The organism is Faecalibacterium sp. Marseille-Q4137 (assembly GCF_017377535.1).
In the GTDB taxonomy this organism is placed as follows: domain Bacteria; phylum Bacillota; class Clostridia; order Oscillospirales; family Ruminococcaceae; genus Faecalibacterium; species Faecalibacterium duncaniae.
Map to the genome: position 1 here is coordinate 18,912 of NZ_JAFREK010000003.1, position 20,000 is coordinate 38,911.

Annotated in this window: 12 protein-coding genes; all 12 read left to right on the top strand. The window is 63.9% G+C overall.

Annotated features, from left to right (window positions below; all coding sequences use genetic code 11):
* Positions 1-67: 67 nt before the first annotated feature.
* The gene (locus tag J3353_RS01905) at positions 68-3,421 is read left to right on the top strand and encodes a PD-(D/E)XK nuclease family protein (protein WP_207683991.1); all 3,354 of its coding nucleotides are present in this window, start codon (positions 68-70) and stop codon (positions 3,419-3,421) included.
* Positions 3,418-7,119, top strand: coding sequence for a UvrD-helicase domain-containing protein (locus tag J3353_RS01910; protein WP_207683992.1), 3,702 nt, complete (start codon positions 3,418-3,420; stop codon positions 7,117-7,119). The genes J3353_RS01905 and J3353_RS01910 overlap by 4 nt, the downstream gene beginning before the upstream one ends.
* A 255-nt stretch (positions 7,120-7,374) precedes the next feature.
* Positions 7,375-7,926 carry a translation initiation factor IF-3 gene (gene infC, locus J3353_RS01915; protein WP_005935558.1) on the top strand — a complete coding sequence of 184 codons (552 nt, stop codon included), beginning with the start codon at positions 7,375-7,377 and terminating at the stop codon, positions 7,924-7,926.
* A gap of 18 nt (positions 7,927-7,944) precedes the next feature.
* Positions 7,945-8,148 (top strand): 50S ribosomal protein L35, encoded by a 204-nt coding sequence (rpmI, locus tag J3353_RS01920; RefSeq protein WP_005935556.1) that lies wholly within the window; start codon positions 7,945-7,947, stop codon positions 8,146-8,148.
* A gap of 53 nt (positions 8,149-8,201) precedes the next feature.
* On the top strand, positions 8,202-8,552 hold the full coding sequence (gene rplT, locus J3353_RS01925; protein ID WP_005935552.1) for a 50S ribosomal protein L20: 351 nt from the start codon (positions 8,202-8,204) through the stop codon (positions 8,550-8,552).
* A gap of 80 nt (positions 8,553-8,632) precedes the next feature.
* A complete protein-coding gene (locus J3353_RS01930; protein ID WP_207683993.1) occupies positions 8,633-9,412 on the top strand; it encodes an RNA methyltransferase in 780 nt (259 codons plus the stop codon).
* Entirely contained in the window at positions 9,409-10,554 is a 1,146-nt protein-coding gene (gene dprA / locus J3353_RS01935; protein WP_207683994.1) for a DNA-processing protein DprA, read from the top strand. The genes J3353_RS01930 and dprA overlap by 4 nt, the downstream gene beginning before the upstream one ends.
* Positions 10,555-10,864: 310 nt before the next feature.
* Positions 10,865-12,949: a type I DNA topoisomerase gene (gene topA / locus J3353_RS01940; protein WP_207683995.1), complete on the top strand. Its 2,085-nt coding sequence runs from the start codon at positions 10,865-10,867 to the stop codon at positions 12,947-12,949.
* Between the two features lie 178 nt (positions 12,950-13,127).
* Positions 13,128-14,504, top strand: a complete 1,377-nt coding sequence (trmFO, locus tag J3353_RS01945; RefSeq protein ID WP_207684069.1) for a methylenetetrahydrofolate--tRNA-(uracil(54)-C(5))-methyltransferase (FADH(2)-oxidizing) TrmFO — start codon at positions 13,128-13,130, stop codon at positions 14,502-14,504.
* A 175-nt stretch (positions 14,505-14,679) separates the two neighbouring features.
* The gene (gene plsX, locus J3353_RS01950; protein WP_207683996.1) at positions 14,680-15,690 is read left to right on the top strand and encodes a phosphate acyltransferase PlsX; all 1,011 of its coding nucleotides are present in this window, start codon (positions 14,680-14,682) and stop codon (positions 15,688-15,690) included.
* 69 nt (positions 15,691-15,759) lie between these two features.
* A complete protein-coding gene (gene rnc / locus J3353_RS01955; RefSeq protein ID WP_005935533.1) occupies positions 15,760-16,434 on the top strand; it encodes a ribonuclease III in 675 nt (224 codons plus the stop codon).
* Positions 16,435-19,992 (top strand): chromosome segregation protein SMC, encoded by a 3,558-nt coding sequence (smc, locus tag J3353_RS01960; protein ID WP_207683997.1) that lies wholly within the window; start codon positions 16,435-16,437, stop codon positions 19,990-19,992.
* Positions 19,993-20,000 lie beyond the last annotated feature (8 nt).

Sequence of the window (20,000 nt, forward strand, 5' to 3'; positions counted from 1 at the left end):
AGATTTTTCTTCAATTTTGCGGTAGAATAAAGTGGAACTCTGCGAGACTGAGAGGTTTGATTCGTTTATGCTACAACTACTATTAGGCGGTTCCGGCAGCGGAAAAACAATGCTGTTGTACCAGCGTATCCGTGCCCGGGCCGAAAAAGGGGAAAAAAGCATCCTGCTGGTGCCGGAACAATTCACTTCCAGCACCGAGGGCCGCATCTACCGTGAGCTGGGGGATGCCCTGTCCGGCATGGTGGAGAGTTTTTCTTTTACCAGTCTGGCAGAAAAGATCCTTTCCACCGAGGGCGGCGCGGCGGTGCAGACCCTCTCTGATGCAGGCCGTGCCGTGCTGGTGCGCCGGGCGCTGGAGGAACTGCAGGACAATGTCCACTATTATCACCGCCACCGGCGCAGTGCGGCCTTTTGCCAGATGGCGGCTCAGACCATCGACGAGCTGAAGAGCGCGGGCCTTTCCGGCCAGCAGCTGGCACAGCTGGCCGGTGCCTGCGGAGCCGAGAGCGGTAAGCTCAGTGAGCTGGCTCTTATCTTTCAGGGCTACGAGACCCTGCTGGCCCGCAGCGGCATGGACCCCTCTGACCGGCTGGAGCTGGCCGGAGCCCGGCTGGAGGAAGCACTGGCCCGGCACAGCCTGCCGGAGTTTCTGCGGGACCGGGCGGTGTTCATTGATGAATTCGATACCTTCAACGCGCCCAAAAAGCGGCTGCTGGGGGCCATGCTGGCGGCGCTGCCCAGCGTAACGGTGGCCCTCTGCGATGACGGTGCCCCCCTGCTGCCCGGTGACCTGAGCCTGTTCTCCGGGGCCAAGCAGGTGGCGGCGCAGCTGCGCCAGCTGGCCCGGAAAAATGGGGCGGAGGTGGCCGTTCCGCAGCTTTTGCGCAAGGATCTGCGCCACCGGAACGCCCCGGGCCTTGCCGCAGTGGCAGAGCTGCTGGAAACCGGCAGCTGCACCGCGGATGCCCCGGCGGGCGAGGTGCGGCTTTTTGCCGCGCCCAGCCGGGAGGAGGAGGCCCGTGCCGCTGCCGGTGCCATCCGGCGGCTGATGCGGCAGGGCGTGCGGTGCGGAAAGATCGCGGTGGTCTGCCGCGATATCGCCAAGTATCGTGCCGCAGTCCGGTATGAATTCCGGATGGCGGAGATCCCTCTGTACTGCGATGAACCCACTACCCCGGAATTCAGCGCCCCGGCCACGGCGGTGCGGGCCCTGCTGGAGATCGCCCGGGGAGCCGACCTGACCGAGAACCTGACCACCCTTGCCAAGACCGGCCTGTGTGCCCTGAGCGAGGAGCAGGTCTGCGCGCTGGAAAACTATGCCTACACCTGGGCCCCCACAGCGGCGGCCTGGCGGGAGAAGTTTGAGCGCAGCCCCAAGGGCTTTGGGGAACAGGAGCTGACCGAAGAGGACCTCCGCAACCGGGAGCGGGCAGAATATGCCCGTGCCCTGCTCGTGGGGGCGGTGGATGCATTCCGGGCCAAGGTGCGCGGGGTCAACGCCGAAGCCATCAGCCGGGCGGTGTATTTCTGCCTGAAAACGCTGGGAGCTGAGGAACAGCAGGCCGCTCAGGTAAAAGCCATCCGCGCGGGCCGGGGCATCCCGGCGGCGGAGGAAGCCGCCCGGGAGTGGAACGTGGTCATGGGGTTGCTGAACGAGATGGCCCATCTGCTGGGGGAGCAGACCGTTACCGTGGCCGAATACGAGGATCTGTTCGGGCTGCTGCTCCGCTCGTCCGACCTGGGGCACATTCCCCAGACCCTGGATGCGGTGGTGCTGGCCAGCGCAGGCAAGATGCGTCTGGACGCGCCGGACTATGTGTTCGTGCTGGGGCTGGCCGAGGGGGAATTCCCGGCCGCGCCCGGCGAGGTGGGTCTGCTGACCCACGCCGACCGCGATGCCCTGATGGCGCAGGAGATCGACCTGCCCGACTGCTTTGAGAACCGTGTGGTGCGTGAGCAGGTCTGCTTCTACAAGGCCCTGACCGCCCCAGCAAAGGGGCTGTGGCTCAGCTGGCCCAAGGGGCAGGGGCTGACCCTCTGCGCTGCGCTGGAACCCCTCGTGGAAGCGCTGGCCCCCGCTGCTCCGGAGCTGGAACTGACGGACCTTGCGGCCACTCCCGCAGATGGGCTGGACTGTCTGGGCGGCGGCTGGCCCCTGACGGAGACTGAGCGTGCCAGCCTGACAGAAGCCCTGCACACCCCCGGCGAGACCGAGCCGCAGGGCCTTGCCCTGCTGCGCCGGATGGCCGACACGGCCCCCCGGCAGGTGCATGACCTGCCTGCGCTGGAAGCGCTGCTGGGGCGGAAGCTGCGCATTTCGCCCAGTCAGCTGGAAAAATATTATACCTGCCGCTACGGCTACTTTTTGCAGTATGTGCTGGGGCTCAGGCCCCGCCGCCGGGCCGAGCTTTCCGCCGACCAGAGCGGTACCCTGATGCACTGGGTGCTGCAGATGGCGCTGGACCCTCACCCCGGCCCGGACAACCCCATGGCGGCGCTGGAGCCCTTTATGGAGCTGGACGATGAGGCCATGGCGAGCCTTGCCGCGCTGCTGGTGGACGAGTACGCCAAGCGCTATCTGCCCGAGGATACCGCCCGCTTTGCCTATCTGCTCTCCCGCTTGAAAAAGAGCATGACAAGCCTGCTGCTCTACCTGCGGGATGAGCAGCGGCAGTCCAGCTTCAAGCCCGTGGCCTGTGAGCTGAAGATCGGCCGGGGCGAGGATGCCGTGCCTGCCCAGGTGTATCACCTGTCGGACGGGCGCACCGTCCAGCTGGTGGGCACCGTGGACCGTGCCGACGAGTGGGTGGAGGAGGACGGCACCCGCTGGGTGCGGGTGGTGGACTACAAGACCGGCACCAAAAAGCTGGATCTGAAGGAGGTCTACTGCGGTCTGGACTGCCAGATGCTGCTCTACCTGTTCAGCCTGACCCGGGATAAAAGCGGCCGCTTTACAGGGGCAGAACCGGCGGGTGTGCTCTATCTGCTGGCCGACCCGGCCCCTGAGACCACCACCCGCGAAAAGGCGGCTCACAGTGTGGAATACAAACTGGACGGTCTGGTGCGGGACGAGCAGAAGCTGTTCGATGCCATGGATGCCGACGAGACCGGCAGATACCTGCCTTTCTCCTATTACAAAGGCGCGCCCAGCCCCTACCAGAAGGACAAGCGGGCAGACATCGCAAAGATGAACCGCATCCAGCTGCATCTGGATGATCTTGTGACCCGGATGGGCCAGCAGCTCTATGAGGGTCAGATCGCCGCCGAGCCGCTGGTCACGGGCCGGAGCCCCTGCCAGTGGTGTGATTACGGCTTTGTCTGCTGCCACGAGACCGGCATCGGGGAGCGGGCGCTGGAGGCCCCCGCAAAGCCCTTTGAGGCTTCCGGGCAGCCCGAAGAGGGAGAGGAGGAACAGGCATGAGTGAACCCAAGTGGACCCCCGCCCAGCGGGCTGCCATCGAGGACCGGGGCGGCGCGCTGCTGGTGAGCGCGGCGGCGGGCAGCGGCAAAACGGCTGTTCTGACCGAGCGGGCTGTCCGGCTCATCACCGACCCGGAACATCCCGTGGATGCGGACCGTCTGCTCATCGTCACCTTTACCAATGCGGCGGCGGCAGAGCTGCGGGCCCGCATCGGGCAGGCGCTTCTGAAGCGCAGCCAGGCGGAACCCGGCAATGGCGCGCTGCGCCGCCAGCGGATGCTGCTGCAGCGCGCGCCCATCTGCACCATCGATGCCTTCTGTCTGGACCTGCTGCGCAAGCACTTTCAGGCGCTGGATATCCCGCCGGATTTTTCCCCCGCAGACCCCGGCAGTGTGGAGCTCCTGCGGGCCTCTGCCCTGAGCGAGACGCTGGAAAATGCCTACCGCGACCCGGATTTCTGCGCCTTTGCCGACCTCTACGGCAAGGGCCGCACCGACCGTGCGGCGGGCGAGACGATCCTGCATGTCTACGATTTCCTGCGCGCCCTGCCCGATTACGACAAAAAGCTGGACGAATTTCTGGCTCCGTGGCAGGAGGAAAATGGTTTTGCCGCCACCTGCTGGCATGATCTGCTGCTGGCCGAAGCCGCCCGCAGTGCCCGGGCGGCAGGGGAGCTGTTCCGCGCTGCGCTGGCTGACTGCCCGGGCGACCGGGAGCAGGAGCTGGCCGATGCCGAGGAAAAGAAAACGCCCTCTGCCCGGGAAAAGGCAAAGAGTGCCGTGCTGGAAAAATATACCGATGCACAGGAACGGCTGGACAAGGCTGCCGCCCTGCTGGGCAGGGTGGAACAGCTGGCTGTGGCGGGGGAGTGGACTCCGCTTTACGATCTGCTGACCCCCTATGTGCTGGGCATGGAGGAGCTGCCCGGCCTGAAAGGAATGAAAAAGCGGCTGAACGGCGAACACAAAAAAGTCATCCGCACCCGAGCCGATGAGGGCGCGGCCCTGTTTGCGCAGATCCTTGAGCTGATCCCCTGCAGTGAGGAGGAGGCTGAGGCAGACCGCAGGGCCGCAGAGCCCCGCCTGCGGGCGCTGTTTGCGGCGGTGCGGGATTTTGATGCCCGGTTCTCGGCCAAAAAGCGGGACCGGAAGCTGCTGGAGTTCAGTGACTTTGAGCATCAGGCCCTCCGTCTGCTCCGTGACCCGGACGGCACCCCCACCGCGCTGTGCGGGGTCATCCGGCAGAACTACGCCGCCGTGATGGTGGATGAATATCAGGACACCAACGCCCTGCAGGATGCCTTGTACCGGTGCCTTGCATCCCCGGCGGGGGACGACCTCTTTCTGGTGGGAGATCTGAAGCAGAGCATCTACCGCTTCCGGCAGGCAGACCCCAGCATCTTCCGGGAAAAACTGGACAGCTGGTCCGCCCTGCCCGGCAGCGCAGCGCGGCCCCGCCCGGCAGAGGGAGCCCCCGGCACCGATGCCATGCTGGCGCTGGATGCCAACTTCCGCTCGGCTCCGCAGGTGGTGGAAGGGATCAATTTCCTGTTTGAGCGGCTCATGTCCCCGGAACTCGGCGACACGGCCTACGGCGACGGCCAGCGGCTGGTCTGCGGGGCACCCGGGGAATACACGGGCAGCGTGGAGGCGCATTTCCTGCCCGATGACACCGCCGAAACGGACGCGGGCTGGATCGCCCGGCGCATCGAGGAGATGGTGCAGAGCGGTGAGCCGGTGCGGGACGGCAGTGCCACCCGCCCGGTGCAGTACGAGGACTGCTGCATCCTGCTGGCGGCGCGCATTGATTTTCCGGCCTATGTGGAAGCGTTGACCGCCCGGGGGATCCCGGTGTATGCGGATGCCCGCGAAAACCTGCTGGATGCCCCCCACATCCGGCCCCTCATCGCCCTGCTGAAGGTCATTGACAACCCGGCGCAGGATATCTATCTTGCCGCCGCCATGCTGGGCCCGCTGTTCGGTTTCACCGATGACGACCTTGTCCGCCTGCGGGCCAGAGCCGAAGAGATCCAGAAGCAGCAGGGGGAAAACGCCCCCCAGCGCATCAGCCTCTACGGCGCGCTGCTGCTCACCGTGAACAGCGGGGAGGACACCCCTTTTACTGGAAAAGTCCGGGCGTTCTATGCCCGGCTGACCGAACTGCGACGGATGGCCCGCAGTGCCCCGGCAGAACAGCTGCTGGAGGAGATCTTTGCTTCCACCGGCTACCTTGCCGCACTGGGCGTGATGGAAAACGGTGCCCGCCGCCGGGAGGATGCCCGGCGGTTTGCTTCCTTCTGCGCCGGGGCCGGTTCCGGCGGCATCTCGGCGCTGGTGCGGGCCATTGACGCTGCGGCGCTGGCAGGCTCCACGGGGCAGGATATCGTGCCCGGCGGCTCCCGCCCCGGCTGTGTGACCGTGATGACCATCCACCGCTCCAAGGGCCTGCAGTTCCCGGTGGTGTTCGTGGCCGACACGGCCCGGCGCTTCAATGCCGCCGATACCCGCCAGCCGGTGCTCCTGCATCGGATGTATGGGGCGGGCCTGCGCCTGCGCCCCGAGGAGGGCGAGGGTGCATACAAGACAGCGGCCTACACGGCGCTTTCCAATGTCCACGCCGCCGAGATGCGCAGTGAGCAGATGCGCCTGCTCTATGTGGCGCTGACCCGCGCACAGGATAAGCTCATCCTGACCGTGCCGCTGGGCATCGGGAAGACCTCCAACCCCTTTACCAGAGCGGCGGCCTTCCTTGAAGCAGGGGCGGGGCAGACGCTCTGCCGGCAGGCGAACAGCTTTGCCGACTGGCTCCGCGCGGCCCTGCTCGTCCACCCCAACGGCGGCCCGCTGCGCCGGCTGGCCGAGGATCTGGAACTGCCCTTTGCGGATACCGGGAGCACCATCACCCTGACAGTGCAGCAGGCACTGCCCGAGGGCGTGGAGCCGCCCGACCCGGAACTGGAGGAAAGGCCGCTGACCCAGGCAGACCCGGCTCTGACCGAGGCACTGCGGCAGGGCTTTGCCTGGCAGTACCCGGCGGCGGAGCTGGCCCAAGTGCCCGCCAAGGTCAGCGTGACCGGCATCGTCCACAAGGCAGAGCAGACCACGCTGGAGCGACCGGGCTTTCTGGCAAAGGACGGCCTGACCGCCGCCGAGATGGGCACGGCCCTCCACGCCTTCCTGGAGCACGCCGATTTTGCGGCCCTTGCGGCGGCAAAGCAGGCGGGCACGCTGGAAATGGCGATCCCCGCCGAGCGTGACCGGCAGGTGGAAGCAAAGCTCACCGCGTCCGAAATTGCGGAGAAGCTGGATGCAAAGCGCATCCGCCGCTTTGTGGAGAGCGAAGCCTTTGCGCGCATCTGTGCCGCAGATGAGGTGCTGCGGGAGCTGGACTTTATCACGGCCCTGCCTGCCGCCGAGGTGCTGGCCGCTCAGGGCACTGCCCCCGCCGACAGCGCTGCTGTGGCACAGGCAAAGGTGCTGGTGCAGGGCATCGCTGATCTGGTGCTGGTGTTCCCGGACCACCTGGAGCTGCTGGATTACAAGACGGACCGCCGAAAATCCGAAGCGGACTTCCTTGCCGCCTATCGCGCCCAGCTTGACCTCTATGCCCTTGCCATCAGCAAGCGCTTTGCCCCGAAACCGGTGACCTATAAGGGCATCTACTCGCTGGAACTGGGGAAGCTGATCGAGGTCAAGTAATGCTCTGTACGAATATTTTATTGCAAAATCGCGTAAAAGTGCTTGACAGGGCTTTGTGGGTGTGGTAAACTGTTCCGGTAAAGAAAGCAGCTACGGCCTGTGCCGCGCTCGCCTTGTGGGGTCGGAATCCCCGGGCTATACCCAAACACGGTTCGATTCTTTGAACGAACTGCGCTTTTGTGTGAAATTTCGCGCGGCTGTCCTGCAAATGGGCGGCCGCGTTTTCTATGCCAAATATTGCAACACTATGGATTATTGTTTGGAGGTGCATTCATTATCGCTACCGCTGGAAAGTCGAAGGAACTGGAGATCAACGGTCAGATCCGTGATCGTGAAGTTCGCCTGATCGGTGCCGATGGCGAGCAGAAGGGCGTTGTGTCCATTCAGGTGGCCATGCGCGCTGCAGAAGAAGCCGGGCTCGATCTGGTCAAGATCGCACCGCAGGCTACCCCGCCTGTGTGCAAGGTGCTGGATTACGGCAAATACCGTTTTGAACAGCAGAAGAAGGAGAAGGAAGCCAAGAAGAACCAGAAAGTGGTCGAGGTCAAGGAGACCCGCCTTTCGCTCAATATTGACACCAACGACTTCAACACCAAGCTGAACCAGACCGCCAAGTTCCTGGCCGCTGGTCACAAGGTGAAGGCTTCGATCCGCTTCCGCGGCCGTGAGATGGCGCACAGTGCTCTGGGTGCTGACGTGCTGAAACGCTTTGCCGAGGCTCTGCCCCAGGCAAGCATGGATAAGCCGCCGGTGCTCGAGGGCCGCACGATGTCCATTCTGCTGATCCCGAAACCCAATAAGGACTAATTTTAGGAGGAAACTAAAATGGCTAAGATGAAACTGAAGACGCATTCCGGCGCTAAGAAGCGCTTTAAGCTGACCAAGAACGGCAAGATCAAGCGCGGCCACGCATTCCGCAGCCACATCCTGACCAAGAAGACCACCAAGCTGACCCGTGGCTACCGTCAGCCCAACTACGTTGACAAGACCAACGCCGCTACCATCAAGAGCATGCTGCCCTACGCCTAAGTGCGAGCCGCAGGCAAAGACATTCTAAGAGATAACTAAAGGAGATATAAAAAATGGCACGTATCAAGGGCGCAACCATGACTCACAAACGTCGTAAGAAGATGCTGAAGCTGGCTAAGGGCTTCTATGGCTGCAAGAGCAAGCACTTTAAGATGGCCAAGCAGCAGGTCATGAAGAGCGGCAACTACGCTCTGGCTGGCCGCCGCATGAAGAAGCGCCAGTTCCGCAACCTGTGGATCTGCCGCATCAACAATGCAGTTCGTCCCCTGGGCATGAACTACTCCACCTTCATGGCTGGCCTGAAGAAGGCAGGCATCGAGCTGAACCGCAAGATGCTGAGCGAGATGGCCATCAACGATCCTCAGAGCTTTGCTGCTCTGGTCGAGACCGTGAAGAACGCCTGATAAAGACCTGAAAGACGCCCGCGCGTAGTAAAATACGCGGGCGTCCTTTTTGTATATTTTAGTATCTTCTGGAGGACCGCATGGAAAAGATCACCAGCCGGGAAAACGCAAAGATCAAATATGCCTGCCGCCTTGCTTCCAGCGGGGCGTTCCGGCGCAGTGAGGGGAAATTTCTGGCCGAGGGCCGCAAGCTCTGCCCGGAGCTCTGCCGCGGCGCGGCGCTGGAGACCCTGTTCTGCACCGAGGCAGCGCTGGAAAAGTGCCCGGAGCTGGCCGGGCTGCCCGGGGAGCACTATCTGGTGGAGGACCATGTGGCCGATAAGCTGGCCGATGTAGGCACCCATCAGGGCGTGTTCGGCATCTTCCGCACCCCGGTGCACACGCTGGACGAGGCAAAGACCGGCGGGCGGTATCTGGCGCTTGAGCGGGTGCAGGACCCCGGCAACGTGGGCACGCTGCTGCGCTCTGCCGCTGCGTTCGGCTTTGACGGCGTGCTGCTGAGCGATGGCTGTGCCAGCGTGTTTGCCCCCAAGACCCTGCGGGCCTCCATGGGGGCCGCCGTGCGGGTGCCGGTGATGGAGGTGGGGACAATGCCTGCCGCCATTGCTGCCCTGCGGGCAAAGAACATCACCTGCCTTGCGGCGGCACTCTACCAGAGCCAGCCCCTGAGCGCGGCCCGGCCCGGCTACCCGGGCGGTGTCTGCGTAGTCATCGGCAGTGAGGGCCAGGGCCTGACGGAAGAGACCATTGCCGCCTGCAGCGGCACTGTGCGCATCCCCATGACCGACCGGGTGGAAAGCCTGAACGCCGGCATTGCGGGCAGCATCCTGCTGTGGCATTTCCGGGAGGAGAGCCTGTGACCGGGCCCGGCTTCGGCCAGACCAGTCTTTTCCCGCCCGAACCGGCCCCCGACCCGCTGCTCTGCTGGCTCTGGCTGGCAAACACGCTGGGGGCGGGCAGCAGCCATGCAGGCCGGGTGCTGGATGTGTTTGGCGGGGCGCAGGAGGCCTGGGAGAACCGGGATTCCGATGCGTTCCGCAAAGCGGTGGGCAGCCCGGCCTTTGCCCGGGCCAACCTGCCCGACAACACCCCAGCGCATTACCGGGCCTTTGCACGGCGGTGTGCGGCGCGGAATATCCGCATCCTGACTTATGACGACCCGGATTACCCGCTGGCGTTTTCCCGCATTCCCGATATGCCGCTGGTGCTCTACTGCACCGGCGACCCCCTCTGGCTCAATGAGCCGGGGGCTGTGGGGATGGTGGGCAGCCGCAGGCCCACCGAGTACGGCCTGCAGGCGGCGGCAGACCTGGGCAGCGGTCTGGCCAAAAACGGGGCCATCATCGTCAGCGGTCTGGCCGATGGGCTGGACAGCGCCGGGCACCGGGCCGCAGTGAAGGAAAACTGCCCCACCATCGGGGTGCTGGGCGTGCCCATTGACCGCACCTACCCGGCCTCCAACCGGGAGCTGCGGAAAAAGATCGAGCAAAAAGGCTGCGTGATCAGTGAGTACCCGCCCGAGAGCGGCCCCGTTGGCCCCAATGGCTTTTTGCAGCGCAACCGGCTCATTGCGGCGCTGTCCTCGGCGCTGGTGGTGGTGGAAGCGCAGGAAAAGAGCGGCACCATGTCCACAGTCAACCATGCCGAGCGGTATGGCAAGCCGGTGTTCGTGGTGCCGGGCAGCATCTACTCGCCCAACTCGGCGGGCACCAACGCCCTGCTGCGGGAGGGCCGGGCCAAAGCCGTCTGCAAACCCGGCGACCTGTTCGGAGTGCTGGGCCTGCGGGGTGCGGTGGCTCCGGCGGCGGTGCGCTCTGCGCCTGACCCCATGAGCGAGACCGAGCGCAGGGTGCTGGCCTGTATCGGCCCCAAGGCAAAGGGCGTGGAGGAGCTGGGCGCGGCAAGCGGCCTGCCCACCGGCCTGCTGCTGGGCACCCTGATGAAGCTGGAGCTGGCGGGCCGTGTGACCTGCCTGCCCGGCAAGCGGTATATTCTGCGCTGAACTGCGCAATTTAAATTGAAGATATGACCCTCTCCGTCAACGCTGGCGCGTTGCCATCTCTCCCGAAGGGAGAGGCAATTGTGGCTCACGGATAGCTGTTGCTAAGCCTGGGATATGCGTTGGTTCTCCCTCTGGGAGCAACGACGACGACCGCGGCCTGCGGCCGAAACAGGGAGAAGTTGTTGGGGCAGCGGCCAGCAAGACGCGAGTGCCGCCCAAGGCACGAAGCGGATGCTGGGAACCGCAACCCGGTGCTGGCGAGCGAAGCGAGACTGAGAGGGTTTCATATAGATAGTAGGAGAAGAGAACCATGGCAAAACTGGTAATCGTGGAGTCGCCGGCAAAGGCGAAGACCATTGGCAAATATCTGGGCAAGGATTACGAGGTCACGGCCAGCATGGGCCACATCCGGGACCTGCCTAAGTCCCAGCTGGGCATCGACGTGGAACATGACTACGCCCCCCAGTACATCAATATCAAGGATAAATCCAAGCTCATCAAGGAGCTCAAGGCAAAAGCCAAGCAGGCCGACGGCGTTCTGCTGGCAACCGACCCGGACCGTGAGGGCGAAGCCATCAGCTGGCATCTGGCCAATATCCTGGGGCTGGACCCCCACGAGCCCAACCGCGTGACCTTTGACGAGATCACCAAAAAGGGCGTGCAGAAGGGCATGGCCAATCCCCGTGCCATCGATGAGGATCTGTTCAACGCCCAGCAGGCCCGCCGCATCCTCGACCGTCTGGTGGGCTATAAGCTCAGCCCCTTCCTGTGGCGGAAGGTGCGCCGGGGCCTGTCGGCGGGCCGTGTCCAGAGCGTGGCGGTGCGGCTGATCGATGACCGCGAGAAGGAGATCGAGAACTTCAAGCCCGAGGAATACTGGAACGTGGATGCCACGCTGGGCACCGGCCACAAGAGCTTTACCGCCCGCCTGGCCTCCGACAGCACCGGCAAAAAGCTGCTGCCCAAAAACGAGGCAGAGGCCCGTGCCATTGAAAAGGGTCTGGAGGGTGCCGAGTATACCGTGGGCGAACTGAAAAAAGGCAAGCGAGCCAAGCAGCCCACCCCGGCCTTTATCACCAGTACCCTGCAGCAGGAGGCCTCCCGCCGTCTGGGCTTTACGGCTACCCGTACCATGCGTGCCGCCCAGACCCTGTACGAAGGCGTAGACATTGCGGGCCACGGCACCATGGGTCTGATCACCTATATGCGTACCGACAGCCTGCGCATTTCCGATGAGGCGGTCGCCGCTGCAAAGGAGTATATTGCGGACGCTTACGGCGAACAGTATATCTGCCCCTACAAGCGCACCTGGAAGACCAAAAGCGCGACCGCCGCGCAGGATGCCCACGAAGCCATCCGTCCCTCGGTGCCGGGCCTGACCCCTGACGAGGTGGACAAGAGCATCAGCGGCGATACCGCCAAGCTCTACCGGATGATCTGGAGCCGCTTTATGGCCAGCCAGATGGCAGACTGCCAGCAGGATACCGTGAGCGTGACCGTGTATGCGGGGGACTACCGCTTCAAGGCCAGCGGCTACACCGTGACCTTTGATGGTTTTACCGTGCTGTACGAGGAAGCCACCGATGAAAAGGAAAAGAAGGAGACCAGCCTGCCCCCGCTGGAACAGGGCCAGCTGCTCAAGCTCAAGGAGCTGAAGAGTGAGCAGAAATTCACCCAGCCCCCCGCCCGCTACACCGAAGCGACCCTGATCAAGGCGCTGGAGGAAAATGGCATTGGCCGTCCCTCGACCTATGCGCCCATCATCACCACCATCATCGACCGCGGCTATGTGGAGCGGGAGCAGAAAAAGCTCAAGCCCACCCTGCTGGGCCGCGCCGTGGACGGCCTGATGCTGGAGCAGTTCCCCCATATCGTGGACGTGGACTTCTCGGCTGAGATGGAGAAGAACCTGGATAAGATCGAGAGCGGCAAGGCCGATTGGCACAAGACCGTGGATGATTTCTATCAGGGCTTTGCCGCCAGCCTGGAACAGGCCGAAAAGAACATGGAGGGCAAGAAAGTCAAGGTGCCGGACGAACCTTCCAGCGAGGTCTGCGACCTCTGCGGCCGCCCCATGGTCATCAAGGTGGGCAAGTACGGCAAGTTCCTGGCCTGCTCCGGCTTCCCCGAGTGCCGGGGCACCAAGCGTCTGGTCAAGGACACCGGCGGTATCTGCCCCAAGTGCGGCAAGGGCCGGATGCTGGAGCGCAAGAGCGCCAAGGGCCGCATCTACTACGGCTGCGAGCGCTACCCCGACTGCGACTTTATGACCTGGGATACCCCGGTGCCCACCAAGTGCGAAAAGTGCGGCTCCACCCTGTTCCGCAAGGGCTCCAAGCTCTACTGCGCAAAAGAGGGCTGCGGCTTTGAGATGCCGGTGCCGAAGAAGGATTGATCAAACCGATAAACTGTCTCGCCCTCTCCGGCATCGCCTGCGCGATGCCACCTCTCCCAAAGGGAGAGGCAATGGCGGCAAACGGGCAGCTGCTGCTGACCGGGATGCTGCACAGGCTCCCCCTTTGGGGGAGCTGGACGCAAAGCGGCCTGAGAGGGCGAGGATGCTGAAGGATGAAATTATGAGTTACAAAGTAACTGTACTGGGTGCCGGTCTGGCAGGCTGCGAGGCAGCACTGTGGCTGGCAGGCAAGGGCGTTCAGGTAACGCTCTACGAGCAGAAGCCCACCCACTTTTCCCCGGCTCACAAGAGTGCGGGCTTTGCAGAGCTGATCTGCTCCAACAGCCTGAAGGCCGAGCGTTTGGATTCTGCTTCCGGCCTGCTGAAAGAGGAGATGCGCCGGATGGGCAGCCAGCTGCTGGAAGCCGCCGAGGAGGCCCGTGTGGCCGCGGGCGGCGCATTGGCCGTGGACCGGGATGCATTCAGCGCCGCCGTGACCCGGCGGGTGGAGGAGTGCCCCAACATCACTGTGGTGCGGGAGCAGGTGGAGCACATCGATGAGAGTGCGCCCATTCTGGTGGCCACCGGCCCCCTGACCGATGGTGCGCTGGCCGACGAGATCGGCCGCCTGACCGGCGATGAGCGGCTCCATTTCTATGATGCCGTAGCTCCCATCGTCACGGCCGAGAGCCTGGATTACAACAAGGTGTTCGCCGCTTCCCGGTACGACCGGGGCGAGGCCGATTACCTGAACTGCCCCTTCAATAAGGCAGAGTATGAGGCTTTCCACGCCGCGCTGGCTTCGGCAGAGCGTGCCCCGCTCCATGCCTTCGATGCCGGTGCGGAGCAGGGCGCACAGCCCGACCCCGATGCCCACGGCAAAAAAGCGGATACTGTCACGGTCTACGAGGGCTGTATGCCCATTGAGATCATGGCCGCCCGGGGTGCTGATACCATGCGCTTCGGCCCCCTGCGCCCGGTGGGTCTGGTGGACCCCAACACCGGCCACCGCCCCTGGGCCAATGTCCAGCTCCGCGCCGAAAATAAGGAGCGCACCCTCTATAATATCGTGGGCTTCCAGACCAACCTCAAGTGGGGCGAGCAGAAGCGGGTGTTCAGCATGATCCCGGGCCTGGAAAATGCCGAGTTCGTGCGGTACGGTGTCATGCACCGCAACACCTTCCTGGATGCGCCCCGTGTGCTGGACGCGGGCCTGTTCCTGAAGGAGCACCCCAATGTGTTCTTTGCGGGCCAGATCACCGGCTTTGAGGGCTATATGGAGAGCGCCGCCTGCGGTCTGCTGGCAGCCCGGAGCATCTACGCCCGGCTGGAGGGCAGGCAGCTGCCCCCGCCGCCGGTGGATACCATGTGCGGCGCGCTGATCCAGTATCTGACCACCGAGAACAAACATTTCCAGCCCATGGGCGCGAATATGGGCATCCTGCCCCCGCTGCCGGCCGAGAGCCGCCCCCGTGACAAGCGCCTGCGTTACATGGCCGTGGCCGAGCGTGCCGTGGCCAGCTTCCAACAGTGGCTGAATGCAACTGGATTCTAAACGGGAAGCGGGCTTGCCCTCTCCGTCATTGCTTCGCAATGCCACCTCCCCCAAAGTGGGAGGTCTTGACATTTCTTGCAAAGTTTAGGGTTTTGTCAAAAGCTCCCCCCTCGGGGGAGCTGGACGCGAAGCGGCCTGAGAGGGTGAGGATGCTGACCGAGAAAGGACGATGTTTATGAAAATTATCGTTGATATGATGGGCGGCGACAACGCCCCGCTGGCTGTGCTGGAAGGCACCGCACAGGCTGTGAAGGAATACGGTGTGCAGGTCATCGGCGTGGGCAGCGAGGAGCTGGTGCGCAAGACGGCTGCCGAGCACAATATCCCGCTGGACGGCATCGAGCTGGTCAACTGCACCGAGACCATTGAGATGTGCGATGAGCCTGCAAGGGCCATCCGCAGCAAGAAGGATTCCTCCATCGTGGTGGGCCTGAACCTGCTGAAGGAGGGAAAGGGCGATGCCTTTGTCTCTGCCGGAAGCACCGGCGCGCTCCATGTGGGCGCAAGCCTCATCGTGCGCACCCTCAAGGGCGTAAAGCGCCCGGCCCTGGCCACCATGGTGCCGGCCAAAAACAAGGCCTATCTGCTGCTGGACTGCGGCGCGAACGTGGAGTGCCGCCCCGAGATGCTGGCTGCCTTTGCCGTGATGGGCAGCTGCTATGTCAACAAGGTGGAGGGCCGCACCGCCCCCACCGTGGCGCTGGCAAACAACGGTGCCGAGGAGAGCAAGGGCACCCCGATGCTCCGGGAAGCCCACCAGCTGCTCAAGGCAACACCGGGCATCCAGTTCGTGGGCAACATCGAGCCTCGTGACGTGCCCAACGGTGATGTGGATGTGGTGGTCTGCGACGGCTTTACCGGCAATGTCATCCTCAAGCTGACCGAGGGCGTGGCCAAGATGCTGCTGGGGATGCTCAAGGAGATGTTCCTGGCAAACCTCGGCGGCAAGATCGCCTACCTGCTGCTCAAGAGCGGCGTGGGAAGCCTCAAGCACCAGATGGACAGCGAGGAGTACGGCGGCGCACCCTTCCTGGGCGCAAAGCAGCCGGTCATCAAGGCCCACGGCTCCTCCAAGGCCAAGGGCATCAAGAACGCCATCCGGCAGGCCAAGATCTGCGTGGAGAACGACCTGTGCGGCACCATGCAGAGCGCGCTGGATGAGCTGACAACCTCTCAGGCCGACTGACATCGGCCAGCTCCCCTGGCAGGGGAGCCAAGAAAGAACGATTTTTGACATAAAGGGAGTAAGAAATCCATGAGCCATCAGTTGGAAACAATTATTGGTTACAAGTTCAAGAATCCGAAGCTGCTGGAGACGGCGCTCACCCACACCAGCTACGCCAACGAGAGCCGCACACCGGTGCAGCACAACGAGCGGCTGGAATTTCTGGGCGACAGCGTGCTGCAGATCGTCTCGGCAGATTATCTGTTCCACGCCTACGCCGACCGGCCCGAGGGCGACCTGACCCGCATCCGTTCCAGCCTGGTCAGCGAGGGCGCATTGTTCCAGTTTGCGCAGGAGATCAATCTGGGCGAGTATCTGCGCCTGGGCCGTGGCGAGGAACGCTGCGGCGGCCGCACCCGCCCCAGCGTGGTGTCCGATGCCTTTGAGGCCGTCATCGCCGCCCTGTATCTGGACGGCGGCATGGAGGTGGCAAAGAGCTTCATCCTGCCCTTCATCACCGAGGGCAAACACGCTGAGGCCGATTACAAGACCCGCCTGCAGGAGATCGTCCAGCAGAACCCCGAGGAGCGGCTGAGCTATGTGGTGGAGCAGGAATCCGGCCCCGACCACGACAAGCATTTCGTGGTGGCTGTCCGCTTCAACTCCGATAAGGTCGCCCGGGGCGAGGGCCGCAGCAAGAAGATGGCCGAACAGCACGCCGCCCGCGAAGCCCTCAAGCTCCTGGGCGTGATAAAGGAAAAGTAAATGGTATTCAAGGAACTGGAGATCCAGGGCTTCAAGAGCTTCCCCGATAAGGTCAAGATCACCTTTGACGAAGGCGTGACCGGCGTGGTAGGCCCCAACGGTTCGGGCAAGTCGAACCTGTCCGATGCCGTGCGCTGGGTGCTGGGAGAGACCAGCGCCCGCCAGCTGCGCGCCGCCGGAAAGATGGAGGATGTCATCTTTGGCGGCACCCGGCGGCGGGGGGCCATGGGCTTTGCGCAGGTGCGCCTGACGCTGGACAACAGCAGCCACGCGCTGGATGTGGAAGCGGACGAGGTGACCATCGGCCGCAGGTATTACCGCTCCGGCGAGAGCGAGTACAGCATCAACGGGCAGATCTGCCGCCTGAAAGATGTGTATGAACTGCTGCTGGATACCGGCATCGGCCGCGATGGCTACTCGGTCATCGGGCAGGGCCGCATTGCCGAGATCGTGGCGGCCAAGAGCAGCGAGCGCCGGGAAATCTTTGAGGAAGCCTGCGGCATTGCCAAATACCGCTACCGCAAAAACGAGGCCGAGCGCCGCCTTGCCGCCGCCGCCGAAAATCTGGAACGCCTGCGGGATATCCTGAGCGAGCTGGAGGCCCGGGTGGGCCCGCTGGAAAAAGAGAGCGAAAAGGCCCGGAAGTTTCTGGAACTGAGCGCCCGGCGCAAAACGCTGGAGGTGACCCTGTGGACGGACGGCGTGCACCGGGCCAAGGAAGCCGTGCGCCGTCAGGTGCGGGATTACGAGACAGCTCAGGCTGATTATGAGCGGTTCGACCGCCAGACCAAAGCCGCCGAGAGCGAGGCTGAGGAGATCCGGATGCAGGCACAACAGCTGACCATTGCGGTCGAGCGCCTGAATGGGGATATCCGCAGCATCACCGAGCAGATCAGCGGCAGCGAGAGCCGGATCGCCGTGCTGGAAAACGACATTGCCCGCAACGAGGAAAGCGCCGCAGACCTGCGGGCAGAGATCGCCGCCGGGCAGCAGGACAGCACCGAGGCCGCCGCCGCGCTGGAACGCCACCGCGCCGTGGCAAAGAGCATGGAGCTGGCGGGCCGGAAACTGGCCGCAGAGCTGGATGCCCTGAACGATGAGCTGGTGCGCCTGACCCGGGAAAACGACCAGAGCGGTGCCCGCCGGGATACCCTGCGGGGCGAGGTGGCGGCCCTGACGGCCCGGCACACCGAAGCGCAGGTGGCTCAGGCCGCCGCCGAGGCTGCTGCTGAGACGGCCCTGAGCCGTCTGCCTGCGTTGGAAGAAGCCGCCGAGGTGCTGGCTGTCCAGCGGGACGACGCAAAGCAGGATCTGGAGGATACCGTGCGGTACCTCACCACGCTGGCCGAGAATGAGCAGCAGCTCAAAAATATCCGGGCCGGTCTGGAACTCAAGCTGAAGAGCCGCCGCGCCGCACTGGAGGAAGCCGACCGTGCCGAACAGCAGCTGAACCGGGAGCTGGATGCCGCCCGTCAGCGGCTTTCCGTGCTGCGGGAGCTGGAAAAGAACATGGAAGGCTACCAGAACTCCGTCAAGACCGTGATGCGGGCGGCATCCGCCCGGCGGCTGCGGGGCATCATCGGGCCGGTGTCCTCCATCCTGCGGGTGGAGCCGGGCCGGGAGGTCGCCATTGAGACAGCGCTTGGCGGTGCCCTGCAGAACATCGTGGTGGAGAACGAAGCCGCTGCCAAGGCAGGCATCGCCCTGCTGCGGAGCGAGAACGCGGGCCGCGCCACCTTCCTGCCGCTGGACACAGTCCAGCCCGGTGTGTTCCGGGGAAAACTGTCCGGCTCGGCAAGGCTGGCAAGCAGTCTGGTCCAGGCCGATGCACGGTACAGTGACATCGTGTCCAATCTGCTGGGCCGCATCATCGTGGTGGATGATATCAACGAGGCCTCCCGCGTGGCCCGGGACAACGGCTTCCGCAGCAAGGTCGTCACGCTGGATGGTCAGGTGGTCAATGCGGGCGGCAGCTTTACCGGCGGCAGTGTCCAGCGCAGCGCGGGTTTGTTCACCCGCAAGCAGGAGCTGGAGGAGCTGCGGGTCAAGGCTGCGAAATTGCAGAAGGAATGCCTTGCCGCTCAGGAAAAGACCGACCAGTGCAAACAGCAGGCAGATGCTCTGAACGCAGAGCTGACCGCCGCCAGCAGTGAGCAGATCACTGCCGCCAACGACCGTGTGCGGGCCGAAGCAGAGCGCAAGCGGCTGGAAGCCGCCATGGAGCAGGCCGAGACGGCCCTTGCCGCGCGGCAGAAGGAGATCGACACCCTGAACGCCCAGCTGGCTGACAGCCGGGAAAAGGCCGCGCAGGCCGAAGCACAGGAAGCTGCGCTGGCCGGGGAGATCGAAGCAAAATCGGGCGAGCTGAACCGCATTGCCGAGGGAGACGATGCGTTTCTGACCCGGCAGCGGGCGCTGGCCGAGCAGGTGAGCGCCAAGCGGCTGGAACAGGTGAGCCGCCAGAAGGATGCCGAGCTGGCGCAAGCGCAGATCGAAGCGCTGGAACAGCGCACCCGGGATGCCGAGAGCCGCCGGACCTCTCTGGAAGAGAGCCTTGCCGCTCTTGCCGCCCGCAGTGATGCCTGCCGGGCCGAGATCGAGGCCATCCGTAAGGCCAGGACCGACAGCCGGGCGGAGATCGAAGCGAAGGAAGCCGAGATCCGGAAGGCCACCGAACAGCGGCTTTCCCGCCAGCAGGCCGAGACCGAGGCACTGGCCCGGGCCCGCACTGCTGCCGACAGCCGCGAGGAGATGGGCCGGGAGATGGCCCGCCTGGCCGAGCGGAAAGCAGCCGCTGAGAGCGAATACGATGCCACCGCCGCCAAGCTCTGGGATGAATACCAGCTGACGGTGAGCCAGGCTGAGGAGCTATGCGTGGAGTTCGACAGCCTGCCCGCCCTGCGGGCGCAGGTGGCCGATCTGCGCAATCAGATCCGGGCGCTGGGCAATGTGAACGTCAGCGCCATTGAAGAATATCAGGAGGTCAGGGAGCGGTACGATGCCCTGAGCGCTCAGGTGGCCGATGTGGAGGGCAGCAGGAACGAGCTGACGCGGATGATCGCCAGCCTGTCCGGCCAGATGAAGGAGATCTTCACCGACAGCTTCCGGGCCATCAACGAAAATTTCGGACGCATCTTTGCCGAGCTGTTTGGCGGCGGCGAAGCCAGCCTTGTGCTGGAGGATGAAAGCGATGTGCTTTCCTGCGGCATCGGCATTCAGGTGGCACCGCCGGGCAAAGTCATCAAGAATCTGGAAGCCCTTTCCGGCGGCGAACAGGCGCTGGTGGCCATCAGCATCTATTTTGCGATCCTGGCCGTCAACCCGGCACCGTTCTGTATCCTGGACGAGATCGAAGCCGCCCTGGATGATGCCAATGTCAGCCGCTTTGCACAGTATCTGCGCCGGGTGAGCGACAAGACCCAGTTCATCGTCATCACTCACCGCCGCGGCACCATGGAGGCCGCCAATGTCCTGTACGGTGTGACCATGCAGGAGGACGGCGTGTCGAAATTGCTCAAGCTGGATCTGGAACAGGTTGACGCGACGCTGGTTTCGTAGGTATAATA